This is a genomic window from Collinsella sp. AF25-2LB (assembly GCF_003458415.1).
Taxonomy (GTDB): Bacteria; Actinomycetota; Coriobacteriia; order Coriobacteriales; family Coriobacteriaceae; genus Collinsella.
Map to the genome: position 1 here is coordinate 44,518 of NZ_QRUF01000007.1, position 23,101 is coordinate 67,618.

Annotated in this window: 19 protein-coding genes and 1 other RNA gene; 1 reads left to right on the forward strand and 19 read right to left on the reverse strand. The window is 59.7% G+C overall.

The window, feature by feature from the left end:
* Window positions 1-6: 6 nt before the first annotated feature.
* The 8 genes from DWY51_RS04690 to ssrA form a co-directional block, all read right to left on the reverse strand.
* Window positions 7-3,006 (reverse strand): BTAD domain-containing putative transcriptional regulator, encoded by a 3,000-nt coding sequence (locus DWY51_RS04690; RefSeq protein WP_117770032.1) that lies wholly within the window; start codon window positions 3,004-3,006, stop codon window positions 7-9.
* A 448-nt stretch (window positions 3,007-3,454) separates the two neighbouring features.
* Window positions 3,455-4,183 carry a glucosamine-6-phosphate deaminase gene (gene nagB, locus DWY51_RS04695; RefSeq protein WP_055287061.1) on the reverse strand — a complete coding sequence of 243 codons (729 nt, stop codon included), beginning with the start codon at window positions 4,181-4,183 and terminating at the stop codon, window positions 3,455-3,457.
* Between the two features lie 271 nt (window positions 4,184-4,454).
* Window positions 4,455-4,952, reverse strand: a complete 498-nt coding sequence (locus tag DWY51_RS04700) for a PTS glucose transporter subunit IIA (protein WP_022094632.1) — start codon at window positions 4,950-4,952, stop codon at window positions 4,455-4,457.
* A 71-nt stretch (window positions 4,953-5,023) separates the two neighbouring features.
* Window positions 5,024-6,361 carry a phosphoglucosamine mutase gene (glmM, locus tag DWY51_RS04705; RefSeq protein ID WP_117770033.1) on the reverse strand — a complete coding sequence of 446 codons (1,338 nt, stop codon included), beginning with the start codon at window positions 6,359-6,361 and terminating at the stop codon, window positions 5,024-5,026.
* Between the two features lie 123 nt (window positions 6,362-6,484).
* Window positions 6,485-6,880 carry a 30S ribosomal protein S9 gene (rpsI, locus tag DWY51_RS04710; RefSeq protein ID WP_022094634.1) on the reverse strand — a complete coding sequence of 132 codons (396 nt, stop codon included), beginning with the start codon at window positions 6,878-6,880 and terminating at the stop codon, window positions 6,485-6,487.
* Window positions 6,881-6,882: 2 nt separating this feature from the next.
* Window positions 6,883-7,326 carry a 50S ribosomal protein L13 gene (gene rplM, locus DWY51_RS04715; RefSeq protein ID WP_022094635.1) on the reverse strand — a complete coding sequence of 148 codons (444 nt, stop codon included), beginning with the start codon at window positions 7,324-7,326 and terminating at the stop codon, window positions 6,883-6,885.
* A 193-nt stretch (window positions 7,327-7,519) separates the two neighbouring features.
* Window positions 7,520-8,398, reverse strand: coding sequence for a patatin family protein (locus DWY51_RS04720; RefSeq protein ID WP_117770034.1), 879 nt, complete (start codon window positions 8,396-8,398; stop codon window positions 7,520-7,522).
* 688 nt (window positions 8,399-9,086) lie between these two features.
* Window positions 9,087-9,450: a transfer-messenger RNA gene (ssrA, locus tag DWY51_RS04725) on the reverse strand.
* Window positions 9,451-9,687: 237 nt separating this feature from the next.
* Between ssrA and DWY51_RS04730 the strand changes: the two genes are divergently transcribed.
* Window positions 9,688-10,122: a hypothetical protein gene (locus DWY51_RS04730; protein ID WP_117770035.1), complete on the forward strand. Its 435-nt coding sequence runs from the start codon at window positions 9,688-9,690 to the stop codon at window positions 10,120-10,122.
* A gap of 58 nt (window positions 10,123-10,180) precedes the next feature.
* Here the strand turns inward: DWY51_RS04730 and DWY51_RS04735 are convergent, their stop codons facing one another.
* The 11 genes from DWY51_RS04735 to DWY51_RS04785 form a co-directional block, all read right to left on the reverse strand.
* Entirely contained in the window at window positions 10,181-10,696 is a 516-nt protein-coding gene (locus DWY51_RS04735; RefSeq protein ID WP_117876749.1) for a PIN domain-containing protein, read from the reverse strand.
* Complete coding sequence (locus DWY51_RS04740) at window positions 10,693-11,046, reverse strand: hypothetical protein (RefSeq protein ID WP_117876747.1); 354 nt, start codon at window positions 11,044-11,046, stop codon at window positions 10,693-10,695. The genes DWY51_RS04735 and DWY51_RS04740 overlap by 4 nt, the downstream gene beginning before the upstream one ends.
* A 143-nt stretch (window positions 11,047-11,189) precedes the next feature.
* The gene (locus DWY51_RS04745; RefSeq protein ID WP_233504623.1) at window positions 11,190-13,205 is read right to left on the reverse strand and encodes a heavy metal translocating P-type ATPase; all 2,016 of its coding nucleotides are present in this window, start codon (window positions 13,203-13,205) and stop codon (window positions 11,190-11,192) included.
* Between the two features lie 78 nt (window positions 13,206-13,283).
* Entirely contained in the window at window positions 13,284-13,529 is a 246-nt protein-coding gene (locus DWY51_RS04750; protein ID WP_022094642.1) for a DUF6110 family protein, read from the reverse strand.
* Window positions 13,530-14,170: 641 nt separating this feature from the next.
* Window positions 14,171-15,847 (reverse strand): Asp-tRNA(Asn)/Glu-tRNA(Gln) amidotransferase subunit GatB, encoded by a 1,677-nt coding sequence (gatB, locus tag DWY51_RS04755; protein WP_117770039.1) that lies wholly within the window; start codon window positions 15,845-15,847, stop codon window positions 14,171-14,173.
* Window positions 15,847-17,361 (reverse strand): Asp-tRNA(Asn)/Glu-tRNA(Gln) amidotransferase subunit GatA, encoded by a 1,515-nt coding sequence (gene gatA / locus DWY51_RS04760; RefSeq protein WP_117770040.1) that lies wholly within the window; start codon window positions 17,359-17,361, stop codon window positions 15,847-15,849. The genes gatB and gatA overlap by 1 nt, the downstream gene beginning before the upstream one ends.
* Window positions 17,361-17,672, reverse strand: coding sequence for an aspartyl/glutamyl-tRNA amidotransferase subunit C (locus tag DWY51_RS04765; protein WP_117770041.1), 312 nt, complete (start codon window positions 17,670-17,672; stop codon window positions 17,361-17,363). Before DWY51_RS04765 ends, gatA begins: the two co-directional genes overlap by 1 nt.
* Before the next feature lie 345 nt (window positions 17,673-18,017).
* Window positions 18,018-18,935 carry a class C sortase gene (locus DWY51_RS04770; RefSeq protein WP_158556907.1) on the reverse strand — a complete coding sequence of 306 codons (918 nt, stop codon included), beginning with the start codon at window positions 18,933-18,935 and terminating at the stop codon, window positions 18,018-18,020.
* 132 nt (window positions 18,936-19,067) lie between these two features.
* The gene (locus DWY51_RS04775) at window positions 19,068-19,841 is read right to left on the reverse strand and encodes a hypothetical protein (protein ID WP_117770043.1); all 774 of its coding nucleotides are present in this window, start codon (window positions 19,839-19,841) and stop codon (window positions 19,068-19,070) included.
* Window positions 19,823-20,791 carry a hypothetical protein gene (locus DWY51_RS04780; protein ID WP_117770044.1) on the reverse strand — a complete coding sequence of 323 codons (969 nt, stop codon included), beginning with the start codon at window positions 20,789-20,791 and terminating at the stop codon, window positions 19,823-19,825. Before DWY51_RS04780 ends, DWY51_RS04775 begins: the two co-directional genes overlap by 19 nt.
* A 510-nt stretch (window positions 20,792-21,301) precedes the next feature.
* A complete protein-coding gene (locus tag DWY51_RS04785; protein WP_117770045.1) occupies window positions 21,302-23,002 on the reverse strand; it encodes an isopeptide-forming domain-containing fimbrial protein in 1,701 nt (566 codons plus the stop codon).
* Window positions 23,003-23,101 lie beyond the last annotated feature (99 nt).

Genomic DNA, 23,101 nt, shown 5'->3' on the forward strand with positions numbered 1-23,101 from the left:
CGTTTTTTATCGCTCGACCAGCACGCGATTGAGCCGCCCCTCCACCAAGCGCTCGTATAGACGCCGCGTCTCGGGCTCGGGCACGCCATTGACCTGCTCCCTCAGGTGGTGCATATGCCCGCTGTACAGCTCGACGATATCGCGCCGCCGCCCCGCCGCACTGTAGACGCGCATGGCGCAGCGCACCATATCCTCACGCGCCGTTTCCTGTCGAAGCCCCGACTCCGCCAGCCAAATCGCCGACTGCAGATCGTTTTCTTCTAGAGCGGCATTTGCTCCCTTAATCATGCAATCGATGTACTTTGACTGCATAATGCGCCGCATGCGCAAAAAGTAGGTGGGATTACAGCCATTGGGAACATACAGCGGTCCGGCATAAAGCTGCTCAATCTTAAGGCACAGCTCAACTAAATGGGGCCCGCGCGCACCCGTGCGATTTCCCAAAACCTCGCGGCTTATCTGGTCAAACAGCCGTACATCGGTCTTGACGTAGTCGCCGTTGAGCCCAATGCATTCATTTTGGATGAGCACGCACGACTTGCCATCCGGCGTCGGTCCCAAAGCCGACCGCAAGCGCGATATCGTCGAGTACAGGTTGTTGCGGGCGCTATTAAACTCGGCATGGGGCCACAGCTCCATGGCCAGCGTCTCACGATCGACGAGCGCATCCATGCCCAGCGCAAGCCGCTCGGCAAGCGTCGCCGCCTTCTTGCGGCGCCACATTTTGTCCGTGATGGGAAACCCATCGCGCTCGGCGCGAAACGCACCAAACATGCGAATCTCGATATGGTCGATGGTATCAACGGCTTCAACCTCGCCGGCCTGGAACAGGCGCTCGCCCTCTCCTTCCAAATCGTCGCGCAGCGAGTACCGCGACAGCTCGCGCACGGGAAGCTTCTTGCGTATCCTGCCCGCCGGCTCGCCCAGACAATGCATGGCAAGGCGCGCAAAGAGCCGATACGATGGCTCTAGAATCCCCGCACGATTCATGGACATCCAGGCCGCAAGATCGCTGTCTCGGCCCGCACAGGCCAAATGCAGCGCCACCATCCAGGCCTCCGCTCCACCAACCTGCGTCTGGCTTATATCGAGCAACTCCGCTTCCTCGCGCACCGAAACCATCGAGGTGTTACGCAGATATGCCGCGCGCTCCAGCAGCAATGCGTTATCGCGCATGTACGCAATCGACTCCTCGGCAAGTTTGAGCACTTGGACCGCACGGAACTTTGCATTAACCGGCCGTCCCTCTGCCAGCGACTGCCAGCCTTCTAGCAACAGCCCAAACAGCTGAATCTGGTTGTCGCGCATGCGCACGGCAAAACGATCGAGCTCGTTGAACGCCGCATCGTCGGTTACCGGCAAGCCGGAAAGGAGCCGCCGTGCCGCCAACACCATGCGCACCCAGATAGCCATCGCCTTAAGTCCACGTACGTCGAGCGCCTCCCGCACCACCGTCATCTCGTCGTCGCGCTCGTCGGTTCCCGCAAACGACCCATCAAAGAGCTCCACCAGCATGCTATCGGCCCGTATAACAATCCCCGCGATGTCGAGCTCGCAGTCATAGGCCTTGCTCGTTTTGAGCTGCTGTAGAACGCCGCTGTCATCTCCCCGTTCGGTCAGGCAGCGCTTGACCTCGATATGCGCAGACAACATATCGAGTGCGGTGTGAGATGCCTCGATTTCTGGCACGGCCAGGTTCGTAGGAAGCCCAAGCCCGTTGTCCCCATAGCAAACAGCCGTCAGTGTCTGGGCCACCCTCCATGAAACAGGGTCTATTTCGCAGGCCGCCCGTTCGCCCCCGCATTCGATGACCGATGCCATATAGCGAGCGAGCTTTGTATTGGACACGCTGACCGCTGCCAGATATACGCCAAGCGCTTCGGCAGGCGTTGGCTCTGGAGCCGGATCGTCGGCATCGATCGTGCCCAGCGCCGCTCGGCAGATATCGGCCCCGTGCCCCGTCAGAGCCAGATCGACCCCATACTGCCCAGCAAGTTCAAGGACCGCTTCACGGTCCAGAAAGGCGTCCGCCAGGCCCATCGCCGCATCGCATCGGCCCGCCTTAAGCAAAATCCGGGCCGCCCTCGGAACAAGTTCGGGGCGAACCTCGGCCACCAACTTACGCAAGCGCAAGCGTCCGTTATCCTCCGTGCCCAGACACGTAAAACTCCGCTCGGCGGGATCCAAGCCAAAGATCGGGTAGTCGCGTACAAAGTAGGACTGGTCGACCATCGACAGCCTCACCCCACAGGCCTCGAGTTCTGCGATATTGCCCTCGCCCATCAAAACCATGAGACATGCCACGCAAAACAGCGCATTATTGTCGAGTGAAGCCAGATCGGCAAGTGCCGCGCCATACACGTTGACAATCTCGTTTTCGAGCAGGCCGGCTACGTCGCCTTGGCCATACAGACCTGTCTGCAATGCCGAAACGAGCTCGGGCACGCCCTGCGTGAGCTGATAAAAGTCGAGCGATGTGCTGATCGAAAACGCCGATGCCCACGCCGAATACTCATAGGCATGCACCTTGAGCATCTGCGCATTGATCTTAACCGAATCGCCCAGCCCATGAATCAGCTGACGATTTGAAGGACGGCAGGAGATAAAGACCCCTACCCCCATAGCGCGCAGGCCGCGAATCCTGTCGATGAGGTCTTCGGTATCGTGCTGATCGAGGTTTGGCACATTATCAATCGCGATAAGGGAGTGCGGTTTGTCTTTGAGTTCTTCGGTAACCACCTCGAGCTGCATAAACACCTCGCGCCCAATGGCACGATCGGCCTCGATAATCCGCACGGGGCCTCGCGTCGGGTCGCATTTAACCTCATGGGTGTACTGCAGCAGCACCGAGGTCTTCCCAAACCCGTCGGGCGCATAAAGAACCACGATGCCGGCCTTTCGGCCCTTGGCGATAAGCTCATTCATCAAGCGTTCGCGTCGCACCATATAGCCTCCGCCCAGCGGCATCAGCTCGAGGTCGTCTATACCGCTCAAATCATTTACCATGCCCGCTCCTCAACTCGACCGTATGGACACTGTAGCCGCAAGACCATACAAGCCGCGCTATGAATAGAGCGACCTTGTGTTTTAGGTTGTCTTTTGGTACGCAAGCGGCAAGTTTTTGTACAGCGAGGGCCGATTGTTATTAATCCCCCGACTAATCGGTCTTTAAGCAGGTAAATGAGCTTGTCAGCTTGTCCCATCTAAGCGGCAGTGTAACGCAGATGAACAAGGTTCAGCCATGTCATTCAACTCGCCTAGCACCCGCTACCGTCTACGACCTTCTAGTGGCATTTTTGCATAGAATCTGGTATGGAATGAATCAAGCTGTTGGACATCTGGCGTTCGTCAAGCTTGCGGCAAGATTTTGGTCAAGTGGGCAAAAAGGGATAGCAAAAAGGCCCCCGCAAAGCGGAGGCCTTAGACAAGGCTATGTCGAGCTGCAGGATTCGCGCTACTCGCAGAGCGAAAGGGCGGCCTCGTCGGCAACGACAACGCAGTTGGTGTGCAGCTGCAGGATCGAAGCCGGGCACTCGGGCGTAACCGGACCATAGCACATGTCATGCACGGCCTGAGCCTTGGCCTCGCCGTTGGCGACGACCAGGATCATGCGGGCATACATGATGGTCTGGGTACCCATGGTGTAGGCCTGACGGGGAACATCGTCGATGCTGTCGAACAGGCGGCTGTTGGCCTGAATGGTGCTCTCGGTGAGGTCGACGCAGTGCGTGCCCTTGGAGAAGTGGTCATCGGGCTCGTTGAAGCCAATGTGGCCGTTGTTGCCAATGCCGAGCAGCTGCAGATCCGGATAACCGGCGTCGGCGACAATCTTGTCGTACTCAGAGCAGGCAGCGGCGGCGTCGGGGTTGGAACCGTCGGGCACATGCGTGTTGTTCAGGTCGATGTTGATGTGATCGAAGAAGTTCTCACGCATGAAGTAGTGATAGCTCTGGGGATCGTCGTGCGAAAGGCCGCGATACTCGTCCAGGTTGTAGGTGCTGACCTCGGCAAAGTCGACGTCGCCCTTCTCGTACCAAGCAGCGAGCTGCTTGTAGGCACCGATCGGGGTGGAGCCGGTGGCAAGGCCCAGTACACAGTCGGGCTTGAGGATAACCTGGGCCGAGATGATATTGGCGGCCTTGCGGCTCATATCCTCGTAGTCTTTAGCTTTAATGATCTTCATTACGCGTCCTTTCTCGTACAAGAGAGGCAAGGCTCCCTTACAAGCACTTGCCCGCGGCCCGCGTCGGCCGCAACCAACGTGTGCGGCCACCAGGGCGAGGTCGCGTAATGTATGTGTCTCGTGTCTAGCCGCGTCGAGGCCCCTGCCCGTCCACGGTGACCCAAAGCTGTTTAGCTTCGGACAAATCTCATCTTGCCACGGAGGGCGTCCTCTTTCAAGGGCGCCCTCCGTAAACGTGTTTGAATTGTAGGCTAATGGCCACGTGCACTTGCTAGCGCTCGCGAGCAACGATGAGCTGGTCCATCTCTTCGACATGCACGCCAACGGAACCCTTGATGCTCGAGAACTCAACGGAGTTGCACACCAAGATGGGAACCGTCACATCGTAGCCTTCGGCAGCAATTGCCTCGCGATCGAACTCAATGAGCACATCGCCCTTATGGACGATGTCACCCACTTGCGCATGTACGGTAAAGTGCTTGCCCTCGAGCTGAACGGTATCCAAACCAACGTGGATGAGCACGTCCAAGCCATCGACCGTGTTAAGCGCAACGGCGTGTCCCGTAGGAAAAATGGCCTCGACCTTGGCATCAGCCGGTGCAATCACACGCGTTCCGGTGGGCTGAATCGCCACGCCCTGGCCCAAAAGGCCGGTAGCAAACGTCTGATCGTTTACCTCGGAGAGCGGAATGACGTCACCCGAGATGGGAGCATCCAACGTAAGGACTCGACCACGCATACCAAAAGACCTTAGGACTTTAGTGAACATGCTCCCCCTCGGACATACCGATCAACCAAAATAACCTTAACAGTTTACCACTTGGCACCCGTTTTTGACCATTAGGGAAGTTCGCGCTTGACAACCTCGACGATGTCGTCGACAACGCGCTGGGTCAGCTCGTGCGTCTCGGCCTCGGCCATCACGCGGACCAGCGGCTCGGTACCACTCGGGCGCACCAGAATGCGGCCGCGGCCATCAAGCTCCTTCTCGGCAGCAGCGACGGCATCCCAGATGGGCTGGCAATCGTCCAGACCAGCCTTGTTGTCGGAATGCACGTTGACGAGTACCTGCGGGTACTTCTTCATGATGCCGGCAAGATCGGTGAGGGTACGACCGGTGCGCTTGAGCACGGCCAGCAGCTGCAGAGCCGTCACCAGGCCGTCACCGGTGGTGTTGTGCTCCAGGAAGATGATGTGGCCGGACTGTTCGCCGCCGATGACGGCGCCGTCCGCGAGCATGCGCTCCAGAACGTAGCGGTCGCCCACGGCGGTCTGAACCATCTCGAAGCCCTGCTCCTTCATAGCGATGGAGAAGCCCAGGTTGCACATGACGGTCGAGACGATCTCGGAGTTGGCGAGCTTGCCGCGAGCGGCAAGGTCAGAACCGCAGATAGCCAGGATGTAGTCACCGTCGATCTCATTGCCCTCGCTGTCCACGAACAGTACGCGGTCGGCGTCGCCGTCGTGGGCCAGACCGATGTCAGCATGGGTGCGCAGCACGAGCTCGCGCAAGGGCTCGAGATGCGTAGAACCGCACTCAACGTTAATGTCGGTGCCGCAATAATCGGTGTTGATGGCATGGACCGTAGCACCCAGGCGCTGCAGCGCGGCGGGCGTGGTCTGGCAAGAAGCACCGTGGCCGCAGTCGACGGCAACGACCAGGCCGTCGAGCCTCAGGCCATCGAGCGTATCGATGGCATGATCGACATATGCCTTGCGGGCATCCTTCATCTTGATGATGTGGCCCACGCCGGCACCGGTCGGCAGCGTGTCGGCAGCCATGGCTTCCTCGGACATGACCCAGGCGCTGATCTCTTCCTCGACAGCATCGGGAAGCTTCATGCCCTTGCGGCTAAAGAACTTGATGCCGTTGAACTCCGGCGGATTATGCGAAGCAGAGATGACGATGCCGCCGTCGAGCTCGTTTTGAACGGTGAGCAGGGCCACGGCCGGCGTGGGGATGACGCCGCAGCAATGCGGGCGGCCGCCCTCGGCCATAATGCCAGCGGTCAGAGCGCTCTCGAGCATGGTGCCCGAAAGACGCGTGTCGCGGCCGATGCAGATATCCGGACCAAGAAACTTGGTCGCCGCGCGGCCCAGGCGAAACGCGAGGTCGCACGAGAGGCCGGCATTGGCGACGCCACGAACGCCGTCGGTACCGAAGATGTTCTGGGGCATAGGATCGCTCCTTCCCTAGCAGGCGATATGCAACCGCCCGCCCTAGTCGAAAAAGAAAAGCGGGACCCGCCGAGGAATCGGCAGGCCCCGCTTGTACATTGTATCTCGAAAGGAGATAAAACCTTAGCGCTTGGAGAACTGGGGAGCGCGGCGGGCCTTCTTGAGGCCGTACTTCTTGCGCTCGACCACGCGAGCGTCGCGCGTAAGGAAACCGGCCTTCTTGAGGTCAGCACGGTAGTCGCCAGCGTTCAGAAGAGCGCGAGCGATGCCCAGGCGCAGAGCGCCGGACTGACCGGAGATGCCGCCGCCATCGCACAGAGCGATAACGTCGAACTGACCGGCGGTGTCGGTCACCTTGAAGGGAGCAAGGGCGTTCTCAACGAGCTGATGACGGCCGAAATACTGCTCGGCGTCACGCTTGTTGATGGTCACCTTGCCGGTGCCGGGGACGAGACGGACGCGGGCGACGGCGTTCTTACGACGGCCGGTACCCTGGTAGACAACGGTGTTCTCAGCCATCTTTAAGCCTCCAGCTCAATCTTCGTGGGGTTCTGGGCAGCGTGCGGATGCTCGGCACCAGCGTAGACCTTAAGCTTGGTCATCTGGGCACGGCCGAGGGTGGTCTTGGGCAGCATACCGCGAACGGCGCGCTCGATGACCTTCTCCGGGTGCTTCTCCATAGCCTGGCGGAAGCTCTCAGCCTTGAGGCCGCCGTTGTAGCCGCTGTGGCGATAATAGGTCTTCGTGTCGGCCTTGTTACCGGTAAGCTGGACCTTATCGGCGTTGATGACGACAACGAAGTCGCCGCAGTCGCTGTTGGGCGTGAACTGGGGCTTGTTCTTACCGCGCAGGATCATTGCGATCTGGGTGGCAAGACGGCCCAGGACAGCACCATCGGCGTCGACGAGAACCCAGTTGCGCTGGACCTCGCCCTGCTTGGCGTAGTGAGTCGATTTCGAAATCACTTAGACTCCTCCATGTACAGTACGTGTTGTTACAGAGATTCACGGGGCTCTGCAAGTAACCCGTCCATATTACCCCGCTCGCCGTACGAGTCAACAGGTATTTTGGCTCCGACCAGAGTTTCTGCACATGTCATCCACGAGCCGTGATTTTCCAGCTCTTTAGCTGTTGTCATTTTTTGAGGGTTCGCCGTCGCTAGCGCTCAACGAACTCTTGGATTTCCGCGAGCAGGCGCTTTGCCTCCTGACGTCCCTGGATATACAAGTCCAAAAGCTTTGCCGAATCGTGCTCGACATGGCCGACCTCGACCGGCTTTTGCGGAGCGACGACCAACGCACGACCCTCGCGCTCATACTTCCACAGGTGCATGCGCTGGATGTTGTAACGGTCGTGGCGCGTCTCGATAGCCTCGAGCAGATAGGGGTAGTCGGCATAGCGGGCGCGCGCGGCCGGCAAAAACTCGTAGGGCTTTTTCTCGTACGAGCGGTCCTGCGTGACGATGACGACCGCACGGTCGAAGCCCGCCTCCTCGAGCACATGCTCGATGGGGACCGAATCGGCTACGCCGCCGTCGACGTATTTGTGCCCGTCTATCTCGACCGGCGGCGTCACCAGCGGCAACGAAGTCGAGGCGCGCACGGCGTCGAGATCGAGCACAGCGCTTTTGACCGGCAGGTACGTGGCGGTTCCAAAGAGCATGTCCGTCGCGACGGCGTACATCTCGATGGGGCTCGCGTCGAACGTCTCGTTGTCAAAGGGATCCAGGCGGTCCTGGACATCGTTGAAGATAAAGTCGTAGCCGACGATAGAGCCCGTGGATGCAAACGATGCGGCGCCCATGAAGCGGTTGTCATTGCAGAAAGCCAGGTTGATGCGGTTGGCACGGCCGATCTGGTGCGACTTATAGTTCACGCCGTTGAGGGCGCCGGCCGATACACCGTAGACAGCCGGAATCTCGACGCCGGCCTCCATGAGAACGTCGAGCACGCCCGCGGTAAACTGCCCGCGAAAACTACCGCCCTCCAGGACGAGCGCGACCTTGCCGGCGTTCTTTGCCTTATCTTCTGCAGTCATGTTGACCTCCTGCTGTTTCGTTTTGGCTTTCTTCTACCCAGTTTTGGGATGGAGGGCGCGCAGGTTTTGGAGTTGAGGAGGGCGGAGCGGTCGGCGGGAAAGCGTGCCCCGTTCTCAGAGCAAATTCCGGGTCGTATTTTCCGCTGAGCCCGCCATCTGGAAAATGAATCCCATTCCGAGCTTAGATTCCGGGATGCGCTTTCCGCTTGAGCTGCCATTGGGAAAGCATGTCCCACTCTACGGCGGGATTCCGGGTCGCAGTTTCCGCTTGAGGCGCCATCCGGAAACTACGTCCCAGTCTGAGCGCGGATTCCGGGATGGACTTTCCGCCTGGGCCGCCATTGGGAAAGCGTGTCCCGGCCTGCGTTGACGCGGCATTTTCTTTACGCCCGCGCCCTGCACAGAGTTCGATTCTCCGCGGTTTGGGGGATCCGTTGATGGGTTGAGGCCAGGGCAAGACGCCCGATCGGCATCGCATCTATATCTGGCTGAAGCATTGCGCGGAGAATCCGCGTATTTGCTTCGCAAATACGCGCCGGCTTCGGCCGCCTACCGGCGTCCTCGCCCGCTCGCTACAAACGCTTCGCGTTTGCTTAACGCTCGCGCCCTGCATAGAGTTCGATTCTCCGCGGTACGGACTAGAAATAAAAAGGCAGGTAGATATAAATATCTACCTGCCTGTTACTTATGGTGGAGGCGCGGAGAATCGAACTCCGGTCCACGAAAGCCCCCTGATTGGCATCTCCAAGCTCAGTCGCTGGTTTAGTCTCGGACGCTTTGCGCGCAGCGACACGCTCGCGGCGTCCTAACCGGTTCGGTCTTAGCCTGCGCCATACCGATTACGTGCGCAGGAGCATTCCCCTAACATGACGTCGCGCCGGTGTCGGGGAAATCACCGGGTTGACGCGCCGCTATAAACTAAGCAGCGAGAGCCATAGGCTCAAAAGAAGAGTTGTTGTCAATTCAATTTGACGGTACCCCTGTTTAACGAGGCGAGGAGACCTCGGCTTGCTTCCTCTCTCAGAGCTATCGTGTCGAAACCAGTCGCCCCCGAATGTCGGGAAAGTCTGGATGGCACTGGGCACGAGCGCCCAACACCCGTCGACTTTTCAAGGAACACGCGGGGTGAACCCCGCTCGTGGATAGCTATCTTACCACGTTCTAAAGGCAGACAGCTGTTCTATGCACGAGCTGTGAAGACCCCAATGTGCGCCGCACTTCGCACTTTTGCTACCGATCGCGTAACGTATATTTTCGCCAAGCAAAACTGACCCGTCGAAAGGACCGTTATGGATACCAAGCAGCAACTCATCAATGCCCTCACAGGCCTGGGCTCAACCATTACCGAAGCTATGGATGTCATCGAAGGCTTTGTCCCCTGCGGACATCCCGCCCTCACGGTTTCGAACGCACTCGTCGCGCTGGACGCTGACGATGATGCAGCTCTCGCCCAGCAGCTTGAGACCGTCGAGGGCTTTATCGACCACGTGAGCGAGAACCGCGGCGTGACCGCCTACCACGGCATCGAGGTCGAGCTCGCGGGTCCCAAAGCCGATCTGCTCGCAGCAATCCGCGAGGTAGGCGCCCTTATGCAGACCGCAGGCGTCAAGAACACCCAGGTCAACGAGTGGGTCTACCGCAGTCTGGCAGCACTCGACAGCTCCGAAGAAAAGGCAGCCGAGCAGCTCGCAGAAAGTCCCGCCATTAAGGCCGAGCTTTTGTAAATAGCAGACGCGGGCCCCTTGGCGCATCGTCGTCCAAGAGGCCCGCAAACAGTTCGCGTCAACCGATAGCCGCGCCGCCGCGTTCGGCCAGAGCAAGAATCGGCATCATTTGGCGCGGGGTCTTTGCTGCGAGATCGGCATGTTCGAGCAGCTTTCGATCGTTAGTCACCAAGTAATCGACCTGCGCGCGCTTGCACGCGGCGAGCACCAAGTTGTCCTCGTAATCGCGATGGAGCGCTAAGTATTTGTCGGCCAGCCAAAGGTCCGACGCATCTGCACCAACGGCCATGGCGTTTTCGGTCATGTTCCGAACAAACGCCAACGCCGCATCGCCAATTGCACGGGCAGATGCCTCGTCGATCGCTCCCCCGCTGGCAAGAACGCTACGCTTCAGCTCATGTTGGACAACGTACAGCACGTCCTTAGCGATATACACCGGGAAGAACAGCAATGCCCCCGTCTCCGCCGCCTGCCCAATAAACGCACGCGCGGCAAGCGACTCGGCATGGTCGACGCAAAACGAATCAACCCATACGTTGGCGTCCACCATGATCTTGAGAGGCGCCCCACTCACTGGATCATCCCCTTTTGGCGATAATGCTCATCCATGGCTTCGGAATAGATTGTGTCCCAACCGCGATCGTCGGATACAGGCGACGCAGCGATGCCCATATCTGCATAAAGCCGGTCTGCCGCTGCCCATGATGCGGCGAACGGAGTATCGGGCGCGACGGTCTGCTGCCGGTCGTCGACGGCCGCAAGCACTTCCTCGCACTGCCCGCCACCCTGCGCGACCTTGGCCACCACCTTTTTGATGAGCTCGGGCAGCGACCCGCCCGAAAGCCGCAGCGCCTCCTCGGCACGCTCTTTAACCGAGCGATCTACGCGAACATTCACCTGTGCCATGCCGCTAACAGCACCCACGTCGATCCCGCTCCCTTCAATTGCTAGCCATGCTAGCACCACTTTATAGAGAAGCTAGCAAATGGTCAAATGCAAAAGGCCTGCGCCCGGACGACACCGATGCCGTCTGGGCGCAGGCCAGATAACGTGGGCGGACACGTCTGCTAACGCAGGTAAGCCTTCGCGTTGCTCAGACTGTAGGCAATCGTCGAGCCGTTGTGCAGCAACGACGACGTCTGCGGAGTGATCATGCCGGTAATACCCAATGCCAACAGCGCCGAGTTGGTGAGCATCACCTTGGAATACGAACTCGTCAGACGGTCGATAAGCCCCTGACTCATGCGGCGCAGGCGCACGATCGCGGCCAGATCCGTATCGGTCAGAATGATATCGGCGACCTCCTTGGCGATGTCGCTTCCACCGCCCATCGCCAAGCCCACGTCTGCCAAACCGAGCGCCGGCGAATCGTTGACGCCGTCGCCTACCATGGCAACATGGCGCCCCTCGCTCTTAATGCGCTCCACATAGGCGTACTTGTCCTCGGGCAGCAGCTCGGCCTTAAACTCGTCGACACCCGCCTCGCGCGCAATCCGCTCGGCCGTGCGCTCCGAGTCGCCCGTGAGCATGACCACGTGCTTAACGCCCAACGCGTGCAAGTCGGCGATAGCCTCGCGGACCCCGGGCTTAAGCGGGTCCTCGATACCGAGCACGCCCACAACGGTGCCGTCGACCGCCAGATACAGCGGCGACAGGCCCTGCATCTGGGACTCAATGCGCTCCTTAATGTCGGAATCGAGCTGCGCGCTCTCGTCCTCAAATACAAAGTGCGCGGAACCGATGATGGCGCGACGCCCTTCAATGGACGAAGCGATACCGTGCGCCACAATATACTCGACAGCAGCGTGACGCTCGCGGTGCTCGAGCCCACGCTCGTGAGCAGCGTTGACCACGGCACGCGCCACCGGATGCGGGAAATGCTCCTCCAAGCAAGCGGAAAGGCGCAGGATCTCGTCCTCGCTCCAGCCATCGGTGGTGAGTACGCAGGCAAGACGCGGCTGCGCCTCGGTGAGCGTGCCGGTCTTATCAAACACAATGGTGTCGGCCTTGGCAAACGACTCAAAGTACTTTGCGCCCTTGACCATGACGCCCATCTTGGCAGCATCGCTCATAGCGGTCATGACGGCAACGGAACCCGTGAGCTTGAGTGCGCACGAGTAGTCGACCATCAACGCCGCTGAGGTCTTGATAAGGCTGCGGGTGGTAAGCGCAACCAGGCCCGCGAGCAGGAAGTTCCACGGGACGATCTTGTTGGCGAGATCTTCCATGTGCGACTGGCCCTCGGACTTGAGCGAGTCGGCCGTCTGCACGAGCGAGACGATTGAGCGCAGTTTGGTTTGCGCCGTATTGGCGCGCACACGCACCAAGATGCTGCCGTCTTCCACGACGGTGCCGGCGAACACGTCGTCGCCCACGCTGCGCTCGACGGCCAGCGGCTCGCCGGTCAGGGTCGCCTGGTTGACCATGGCGCTCCCCTGCTCGACAACACCGTCGATGCAGATGGACATGCCAGTACGCACGGCGACCAGATCGCCGGGCTCAAGCTCGGTCGCGGCAACACTTACCTCGGTGTCACCGACCACTTTTTGTGCCTTATCGGGCACGTCGAGCAGCGAGTTGATGAGCTCGTTTTCGCTCATGGCGCGCGTGTAGTCCTCGAGCAGCTCGCCCACGTTGAGCAGGAACATTGTCTGGCCCGCGGTGTCGACGTCGCGTTTGACGAACGAAATGCCGATGGCCGAAGCGTCGAGCACAGGAACGGTCAGACGCGGCTGCGCCAGCTCATGAAGGGCAGCGCGCAAAAATGCCATGTAACCGGCCACGACAAACACCGCACGCAGGGGCGTGGGCAAAAACCAGCGACGTGCGTAATGGGCACCGACGAGTGTCGCCAGGTCCATAACGAGTTTGTGCTTGCGCGGCTCGAGTTGCATCACGTAGCCCGACTTGGCATCGGCGACGGCTTGAGCATCGAGTGCGCCCAAGGCGTCGAGCACGCTCGCACGACACTGCTCGTCGTACTCCAGCGCCATCTGGCCAATGCGGCCATACACGCGCACTTTGCGCACGCCGTCGATTTCGCCGCCAAGCTTAAGAAGTGCATCGAGATCGCTCTCTGGCACAGGACCCGCCAATTGAAGACGGGTCCTGCCGGGGATCTCGCTAATAATCGAGAATCTCATAGTTTGTGCCTGGGAGCGTTACTCGGCTGCCTCGTCAGCAGCGGCCTCGCTCTGGGTGATGTAGGCAGCCTCGGCAACCATGTCATCGACATTGGCCTTGGCCTGCTCGACCATGTCCTGGTAGCAGTTCTTGACGCGCATACCGCACGCAATACCCTGCACGCAGGCATTCTTTACCGGAGCGCTGGTGAGCAGCTTGATGCCAGCCGTACCAAGCAGAAAACCGCCACCGACAAGCAGGGTATTGAACGTCGACTTCTTCATGTTGCTTCTCCCTTTTGCCGCATTGGACGCGGCACGGTACCTCAGCACTCGAGTAAACAAGTTTGCTCGAGCACACTTTTGGAAAATAGTTTAGTTTATCTAACTATTAAGTTCAACAAAGGTTAACTCTTTGGAAATCTTAAGGTGGGGAACAGCCGGCTTCTAGCGATCCGCCCGCCGCGATGTACATCCGTAACGCCAAAGAGGGAGCCCTCCCCTCTCCAGCAAATTGAAGGTGAATGGTTTTCCGCGAAGTGAACGAGCAAAATTAGACCCCCGAAACATCCGCATTTTTTCGCAGCAAAACCGCAGGAAACACTCGACAAAACCGCAGGAAACCGAGCCAGAAAAGTGTTGATGTTTCAGGGGTCCAAAATAGGTCGTTCACTTCGCGGAAAAGTATTCACCTTCGTTTTCTCGTCCACAAAAATGAGGGCGCCAACGGCGCCCTCATTCACCAAATTCCATTCAGCCTACCTGACCCGAACGGCCGAGTCGTCACGGAGCCGAGGGGCCGGGCGCAGGGCCTTGCCTCTCAATGAGTTCCGCACGAACAGGAGGCGCCAGTGGCGCCTCCGTCGTGAGTCAGGACTGTCCGAAATTGAGAGGCAAGGCCCTGCGCCCGGCCCCTCGGTTCCCGCTTACGAGAGCGACGTTCTCAGCAACTCGTTGAAGAGCTTCGGATTGCCCTTGCCGCGGCTCGCCTTCATGCACTGGCCCACCAAAAAGCCGATGACCTTCTGGTTGCCGTCACGATACTGCTGCGCCTGATCAGCACAGTTTGCCAGCACCTCGTCCACGATCGGCTGCAACGCGCCGGCATCGCTCACCTGACGCATACCGCGCTCGTCGACGATCTTGTTGGGGTCGTCGCCGGTCTGGGCCATGGCCTCAAAGACCTCGTGCGCCTGGTTGGAACTGATGGCATCGGTCGCCAGTAGCTTGGCAAGAGCTGCCACCTGAGCCGGCGCGATCCCAGACTCGGTCAGCGAGACGCCGGCGCCCTTAAGGTAGGCAATCATCTCGTTCACCAGCAGGTTTGCGACCGTCTGAGCCTCCTTGCCAGCCATGCCGGCAGCGGCGGCCTCAAAGAACTCGGCAAACTCCGGATCGCCAGCAATCTGCTCGGCGTCGGCCGTCTTAATGCCAAAGTCGGCCTCAAAACGGGCGCGCTTGGCATCGGGCAGCTCGGGAATCTCGCCACGGCAGCGGTCGATGAACTCGTCGTCCAGATCGAACGGCGCCAGGTCGGGGTCGGGGAACAGACGATAGTCGTCGGCCGTCTCCTTCACGCGCATGACCACGGTGCGCTTGCGGCTGGGCTCCCAGTGGCGGGTCTCCTGATAGATGATGCCACCCTCCTCGAGCACCTCGGCCTGGCGGCAGATCTCGTAGGCAAGGCCGTCATGCAGACTCTTAAACGAGTTGAGGTTCTTGAGCTCGGTCTTGGTGCCCAGCTTGGTCTCGCCGCGACGACGCAGCGACACGTTGCCGTCGCAGCGCATGGAACCCTTCTCCATGGAGCAGTCCGAAATGCCCAGCGTCACAAAGATGCGACGGAGCTTCTCCATAAACAGGCGCGCTTCCTCAGGCGTACGCAAGTCGGGCTCGGTGACAAGCTCGATCAAAGGCGTGCCGCAGCGGTTGTAGTCGACGAGCGACTCGGCCGCGGCGGTAATGCGGCCCTCGGCGCCACCCACGTGGACCATCTTGGCGGCGTCTTCCTCCATGTGGATGCGCAGAATGCGGATAGGCACCGTGTAGGAACCGTCCTCGCGGCGCTCGGGCATCTGCAGGTTGGACGCGTCGTAGCTGGCCAGATGGCCGGCGCGCTGGTTGCCCTCGCGCATGGTCATCGTCATGGACGTGGACAGGCCCTCGGCGTTGGCCGAGGCGCTCGCCAGGCTCTGGGCCTCGGCCTCACCAAACGCGCAGTCGGGGCGCTCGGCGGCACCGCGACCGGTCACGTCCAGGTCCAGGTGGCCGTACATGGCAAAGGCGACCGGGCCCTGCGTGGTCTGGAAGTTCTTGGCCATATCGGGATAGAAGTAGTGCTTGCGGTAGAACATCGAGTGGCGCTGGATCTCGCAGTTGGTGGCGAGGCCGGCCTTGACGATGCTCTCGATGGCGCGCTTGTTGGGCACCGGCAGGGCGCCGGGCAGGCCCAGGCATACCGGGCACACGTTGGCGTTGGGCTCGTCATCGTGGCTGAGCTTGCAGTTGCAGAACATCTTGGTATCGAGTGCGGTGAGCTCGGTATGGATCTCCAGGCCGATCACGGCCTCCCAATCCTGCAGGACCTCGGAAAGCTCCTTCATTACAGCTCGCCTCCCTTCCCGGCAAAATCGGGCGCGACGGAAAGCGCGGGCGCACCCGTAGCGGTATCGGCAAAGCTGCGCTCCAGGGCGCGGGCAAACGTGAGCAGCTGACGGTCCTTAAAGGCAGGTCCCACCAGCTGGGCAGAAACGGGCAGTTGAGTATCCTCGCCCAGACCCAGCGGCACCGAGATGCCACCGTTGCCGCAAATGTTGAGCGAAATGGTGTACAGGTCGGAGAGGTACATCTGCGTGGGGTCGCTAATCTCGCCAAACTTAAAGGCCGTGCGCGGCGAGGCGGGCATGAGGATGGTGTCCACCTTGGCATACGCGGCGTCGTAGTCCTGCGTGATGAGCGTGCGGGCCTTTTGCGCAGCGTAGTAGTACTTGTCGTACACGCCCGAGCTCAGCAGGTAGGCGCCGAGCATCTGACGGCGCTTGGCCTCGGCACCAAAGCCGTGGGCGCGCGACAGCGAGCTCTGGTCGGACAGGTTGGCGCAGCCCTCCTCCTGGTAGCCGTAGCGAATGCCGTCGAAGCGGGCCAGGTTGGAGAACGCCTCGGCCGGGCCGATGACGTAGTAAGCGGCGATGGCGGCGTCCAGGTGCGGCAGGTCGACCTCGACCAGCTCGGCGCCCTGGTTCTGCAGCTCCTGGGCGGCGCGCTGAACAGCGGCCTTGACCTCGGGCGTCAGGCCCTCGGCCTCCATAAACGAGGGGATGATGCCCACGCGCTTGCCCTCGATGCTGTCGTTGAGATGCTCGGTAAAGTCGACGGCGCAGTCCTGGCTGGTGCAGTCGTACGGATCGTGGCCCGCGCCGGTAAGCGCGTTCATGGCCAGCGCGACATCCTCGACCGTGCGGCCAAAGGGTCCCACCTGGTCGAGCGACGAGCCAAAGGCAACCACGCCGTAACGGCTCACGGCGCCATACGTGGGCTTAAAGCCCACCACGCCGCACAGCGACGCCGGCTGGCGAATGGAGCCGCCGGTGTCCGAGCCCAGCGAGAGCGCGACCTCGCCCGCGGCGACGGCGGCAGCGGAGCCGCCCGAAGAGCCGCCGGGCACGCGCTCGGTATCCCAGGGGTTGTTGGTGCGGTGGAACGCCGAGCTCTCGGTAGAGCTACCAAAGGCAAACTCGTCCATGTTGGCCTTGCCCATGGGCAGGCAGCCGGCATCGAGCATGCGCTGGACGCAGGTAGCGGTGTAGACGCTCTGGTAGTTCTCGAGCATGCGGGAAGCGCAGGTGGTGCACGTGCCCACGAGGTTCATGTTGTCCTTGATGGCCAGCGGCACGCCCGCAAGCGGGGGCAGCGGCTTGCCTGCGGCACGGTCAGCATCCACGCGCGCAGCGGCCTCGAGCGCAAGCTCGGGCGCCACCTGCAGGAATGCCTGGACCCCGCCCTCGCGCGCCTCGATGGCGGCAAGGGAGGCCTGGGCCACCTCGGTAGCGGTAAAGTCGCCGGCGGCAACGCCCGCGGCGATCTGGGCGGCGGTAAGGGAATCGAAGCTTAGCGCCATTACTCGCTCTCCCCCTCTCCCAAAATGGACGGCACGCGGAAGTAGCGGTCGCGCGCGCTGCCGGCGTTTTCCAGCGCAACGTCGAGCGGCAGGTCGCGCTCGGGCTCGCGCAGGTCATCGCCCATCACGTTGGACAGGCTTCCGATAGGATGGAACGTGGGCTCCACGTCGGGCAAGTCATATTGCAAGACGGGCTCGAGCATCTGGACGGCGTCGTTCATGTAGGACGTCATCTGGACGAGCTCGTCATCGGTCAGTGCGATCTTTGCGTACTCGGCGATGCCGCGCACGTCTTTCTCGCTGAGTGCCATAGGCGCTCCCTTCCGCATAGCAGTTAAACCGCTCTAGTATACAAGGCAACGCCGCTTGGAGCAGGTGCTTTACCCAAATGCAGCGAAAACGTAACGAGGGCGGCGGTTGGCAGGCGGCGGGCCGGCCGTTCTGCAACGAAACCGCACCGTCCATAGCGAAAACCGTCCCGCCCACAGCGAAGACCGTCTCGACCACAACGAAAACCGTCCCGCCCGAAACGAAAAGCATCACAACATTCGACGCTTTTCGCCAAAATCGAGATTTTCATCGAATGTTGTGATGGTTTGGAAGTCCCGACCACCGCAAAGGCGCCTGTCCCCATTGTGGTGGTTCTGGAGAATGTCTTATGCCGAGGCTTTGGCCTTGCGGCGCTTGCGGACCGCGTGGATCACGATGTCCAGCAGCAACAGCGCAATGGCTATGACCACGATGAGCACGGCAAACTCGCGCTTACCCCAGTGGCGGCCGGCCAGCGACTTTTGCTTGTCGACGTCCTTCTTGCTGTACTTGGTGCGCACGCAATGCACCAGCAGGCGATGGTCGTTTACGCCGTAGGGCGTGCAGGTGACAAGCGTCACCTTGTCGGCGCCCGGCTCGATGGTCAGCGACTCCATCTCCTCGGGCAGCACGACCTCGGAGTCCACCATCTTGTAGGCGAGCGTCTTGTTCATGGTGTGCAGCAGCACCAGGTCGCCGGGCTCCAGCGAGTGGATGTCGTCGAACATGCTCAGGTTGCGCATGCCCGAGTGCGCGGTGAGCACGCAATGCGTCGAGGTGCCGCCCACCGGCAGGCTCGTGCCCTCCAGATGGCCGACGCCCGCCATGAGGACCTCCTCGCTCGTGCCGTGGTAGATGGGCATGCTCACGTCGATGGAGGGGATCTCGACCCAGCTCATCATGGGGTCGCGGTCAAAGATGAGCTGCTGGGCGTAGGGCTCGATCTGGTCGGCGGGGAGCTCGGTGGCCTCGCCCGCCAGCTGCTCGTTAAAGGAGCGCGCCTGGAGCAGGATGCGCTCGCGCTCCTCGGCAGACAGCGCGTCCACGGTGCTGGACACGGTGCTGATCTGGTTGAACACGCCCGAGGCCTCGAGCCGGTCCAAGATCCACGGCCAGGTCATAAGACCCACGCCAATAAGGATGATGACGATGGTGATGAGCCGATCGGCCCAGCGCGGCAGTCGCTTGCGACGGCGCTTGGGCTTTGGTTGAGGTTTGGGCTGAGGGCTTGAGCCGCCGTTGGCCGCAGCGTTATTGCTCTTCATATGTTTGGCGCCCTGCACCATCGCCGGTCACTCCTCTACAACTCAGGTTGTCTAAACAAATAATAGCCGATTAGCGAGCTCATACGCCGGACAACGCAGCTTGGCTGCACCGTCCGGGCCACGTAACCCCACTCAACCAATCAAGCCATATGTTGCTTTCATCGTCTCGAGCAACTGCGCCATCGTTACGCCCGCAACCCCAATCTGTTTCAGATTGACGTCGCCCACCTCACAATCTTTGACAAACGCAAGCATATCGTCCTTCAGTTCTCCGCCCAGGTCGACACCTTCCGACTCGCCGAGCAGCTGAGCAAGTCTCAGCGCATCGCGTTTATGCTTTTTTACCTTCCTCGAATCAACGTTCTCCCCCGCTTCCCTTCTAGCTTTTAGGTCGAGATACGCCTTCGCTTTGAACGGGACAATGTATTCCGTACCCAGGACCGAAACGCCGCCTACGGTCCGAATTCCCTGAAGGAACAAGCTGTAGTAAGCATCGTCCAACAAAATTGCCGACAGACTGCTTATGTTTTCATCAACGTGAATTGGCGCCACATCAATCCCCTCACGACCCTTTAGAAAGTCGGGGCACTTCGCGAAGAGTTCGATCATATGGGGGTAACCCGGCCTCTTTGGCTCTGTAAACCGATAAAAGCATGAGTCTTTACCTTCGCCCCAGCCGCAGCGGTAGCCGCCATCACGCACCAAAGTCCATATAGCTTCTGCCGTCTGAGGCAACCGGTCATCGGCGACAATTACCACATCAAAATCGTGAGTCGCCCTAAACGGAAGTCCCGCCTCCGAGAGCAAAATGTCGCATGCCGTGCCGCCGATAAGAGCATACGATCCTGCAGCTTCTTGCATATGCTGCTGAAATTCTTGGAGACCTTCTACAGCGCTTCTTGCCATGGATATTCCTTTCCAAACATGCGATCGACTTCGAGCTGAATTCGCTCATCGTCGATTGCCGCCAAAGATAGCGCAAGCGAAATGTTGTCGACACGGGAGGAGTCGGCAAACACGGGTGCATAGCGCCACACTTGGATCATCGCCGTCTCGTTATCCGGCAACTCCCCGTCTGCGACTTCGAGGTCGCTCAGTTGACGCCATGTACTTCTTAAGACGGCCTTTTGTTCCATGCCCGGCGCAGCGAGCATCGAACGCGCAGCGAGCGCCGTCTCCCCGGCGTCAACAAGATAGTCGATCTGCTGCGTCTTCCTTGCAAAAAAGACCTTCGAGACAGGCGAGGAGAGCTCTGCCATGTGCTCGCTGAGCAGAAGATCAACGGCAACAGGGAACACGACGACACGTCGCTCGCGACGCTCGCGCCTCGCGAGTCCCCTGTCAACAAGCTCGGTTATGGCCTCACTCGCGCGGCTTGCCGAGATCCCAAGTGCACGACAAAGGTCATAGGGACGATATAGCTCCTGGGCTGCTCCCCAGATTGCGGCAGCCTGCGCGTTGGGTGACATCTTGGTCGCGTGGTTGCGAAACCGGGCACCGCCCCTCTCCGTGCAGGCTGTGCCCATAAATGGAAGAAAAGCCTGTCTGCCGGGGCAAACAAACGGAATCCCTTGTGCGACCAATGCTTTGCGCTGACGTGCATCGGCATCAGGAAACGAAACGACAACAGGAGTCTCCGCGCGCAAGGCTAGCTGACTATAGACTCTCTTAGCCTCGGGAAGCCCGACGCCAGTAGGCAAGCTTGCAAGCAAAAACGAAAAACCGTTTGCGTCAACAGCGCGGACCTCAATCGTCCGCAGATGCAGCGGCAAGCGTGCAGATCCAGGCCAAGTTTTGGTCTTGGCAGAGAGGCCTAGTGCTTCTTGTAAGTAGATTAGCGCTTCGTTCATTTCCATCGTTTTCGTTTGATTCCAGTTTGTATTGGAATTATACATAATTTTCGGAATTAAAGAGATACCGTTCGTGCCTAAGTCTACATTTGAGTTTTCAAAATGTCCCGAATCGACTGGGCGATTCGGGATACAATGTCAATAAAAAACGACGCATCCCGCGTAAGTGTACGAGAGCGCGGGCGGCCTAGTTTTCTGGTTTTGTTAAATGCCCGGAATCCGACCCCCGGGCATTCTTATTTGCACTTGCGGCGCAAATGCCGTCCACCGTCCGCACCGCGCGTGCGCCTACGGACCTTAATCCGAACCTCATACGAGTCAAGAAACGCGATGACGAACGTGCCCGCATCGGACGATGGAGGCTGCCTGCGTTATCCAAAAAAAACGGGGCAAACTCCAGCGTGGAGTCCGCCCCGAAAAGAGGATGGCAAAGCAAGAACGTGGATGAACGAGAAAAGTGTCCGCAAGTCTCATGGCCATCACATCCCACCTGCCAAAGGGATGGGTGAGCGAGCGTTACTCCTGCTCGGACTCCTCAGCCTGCTTACGGCTGCGGATGAGGTGCGCCACGCCGATGCACAGCACCGCACCACCAGCGATCCACGTGAAGGTCACGCCATTGAGACCGGTGAGCGGGAGGCCAACCTGCTTGGTATCGCCAACGGTGATGTTGAAGATGCCGTCCGTCTTCTCCGAGCCAGACTTCAACGTCAGCTTGTTATCGCCGGAGTCGCCATCGGTGAGGCCGGCGATAACCTTGTCGTTCTGGCCAGTCGTAAGTTCTCCAGTGAGCTCAGTAAGACCAGCACCCGGATCATCGGCATTCATGCTCGGCTTGATCTCGAAGGTGAAGGGGTCGACCTTAGCGTAACCAGAGGGGGCAGAAACCTCCGTGACGGTATAGGTGCCGGCGTCGAGTCCGGTGACCTTGATGACACCGCCGTTGGCAGTCACGAATTTCCAGGGATCAGAACCAAGAGAACCATCCTTCTGGACATACAAACTCTTGGATGCGCCGCCGTCCGCTCCAGTGGCCTGAATGGTGAACTCGGCACCGTCGAGGGCTGCCTCGGTACCCAGGTCGACCTTATTGATCTTGAGGCCGTAGGTGTAATCCTTGACCGTGTCAGGCTTGGTCTCGCCGCGCTCGCTGGTCATGGGGTTATTGGAGTAGTTGAGCGTCACGGCGTTCTCGTTACCCTCGGTGCCCGCGACGACCGCATCCTTGTTGATTTGCGCCTTATAGGAGACGACGATGTAGGAGTCCTTAGTGACGTCACTGACCTTCTTCAGGTTATCGCAGGTCCACGTCGTCGTCTTGCTGCCGTCTTCGGCAGCCTCGGCGGGCGTTTCCTCCTTGAAATACGCAGTGATATCCGTGCCCTTCGTGCGGGTGAGATCACCCTTCGCATCAGACCTGTTCTTATACAGGTAGATCTTAGCGCCCGTCTGCAGCGTCAGACCCTTGGAGATCTGGTCGGAAAACTCGTAGAAATACGTGTCGTACTTGTCGAAGTTCTCGGCGACGGTGCCGTAGAGGTTGTACGTCACGTCCTGGCCGATCTGGGAATCGGCGGCATCGTGCTCTTTGTCATCAGCATCGCTCACGATTTTCTTCTCAACGGTAGGGATGCCCGTTTTCTCGTTGACGTTAACGGGCGTGCTTCCCACGACAGTGAAGATGGGAGACGTGCCCGCCTCGCCGTCTCCGATGGTGCCGGCATCGGTCACAAAGAGCCAGTAACCGTGCTCTAGACCGGAGGCAACACCAGCACTCGTTGTCTTTTTGTCAGTAAGATCGTCCACAGCAGCGGCAATCTTATAAGCAATGTTGTCGGGGCCAACGCAATATGCATCGTTGGTTCCCGTCACCTTACTCGTGATCCAGTCTGCAGCGTCCTGGGCGGTCTTGCCCTTGTAAGTCGGCTCCTCATTCTTAATGACACCCTCGACAGCCGCCTTCACGCTACCGTTTGCCCAGGTGATATTACTCACAACCGTCTTACCTTCGACTGTCGCAACATCAGCCTTAAAAATCTGATAGCCATCGAATTCGGTATGGTTGCCCTCAACGTTCGCAATGGTCACCGAGCCGTTCGCAGTCGTCGTGCCCTCGGCAAACGCCATCGTGACCGGTGCCATCACTCCGCCGAAGCTCAGGGCTGCGGTGAGGCCGGCGGTTACTGCCAGGCGTGCGATGTTCTTGGTTGTTTTCATGTTGGGACCTCTTTCTTGGAGGTTGCTTTAATTCTCGTCATCACCAAAAGTCAGCAGGCTCATTTCCCTGCGCTCTAATCGCTACGGAGGCAGTACGCC